The following is a 259-nucleotide window of genomic DNA, read 5'->3' as shown; positions in this document are numbered from 1 at the left end:
ATCGGCCAGTGTTGTGCGCCAGTAGTCCGACTGCGCCTGGGTACGTTCGGCGGAAAACCACTGATGCTGCCAGGCGGCGTAATCCGGGTACTGAATGGCCAATGGGGGCAGCGGATCCGGCTGGCCGGCCAGAAAGGCGGCGTAGAGTGCGTTCAGTTCATTTATCAGTACATCGACTGACCAGCCATCGGACACAATATGATGCTGGGTCAGCAAAAACTGATAATCCTCTTCCGTCAGTCGGATAAGTTCCGCCCGG

The 259-nt window shown here is 57.5% G+C and carries 1 protein-coding gene; it reads right to left on the bottom strand.

The genetic code is table 11. The features are described 5' to 3' along the window. Nucleotides 1-259: condensation domain-containing protein (locus tag C5470_RS22350; protein WP_166291972.1), on the bottom strand; the 259-nt coding region annotated here is incomplete at both ends.

The sequence above is a fragment of the Photorhabdus stackebrandtii genome (genome assembly GCF_011189495.1).
In the GTDB taxonomy this organism is placed as follows: domain Bacteria; phylum Pseudomonadota; class Gammaproteobacteria; order Enterobacterales; family Enterobacteriaceae; genus Photorhabdus; species Photorhabdus khanii.
The sequence above is the reverse complement of the archived record's forward strand: the minus strand, read 5'-3'. Positions and strand labels throughout refer to the sequence as shown.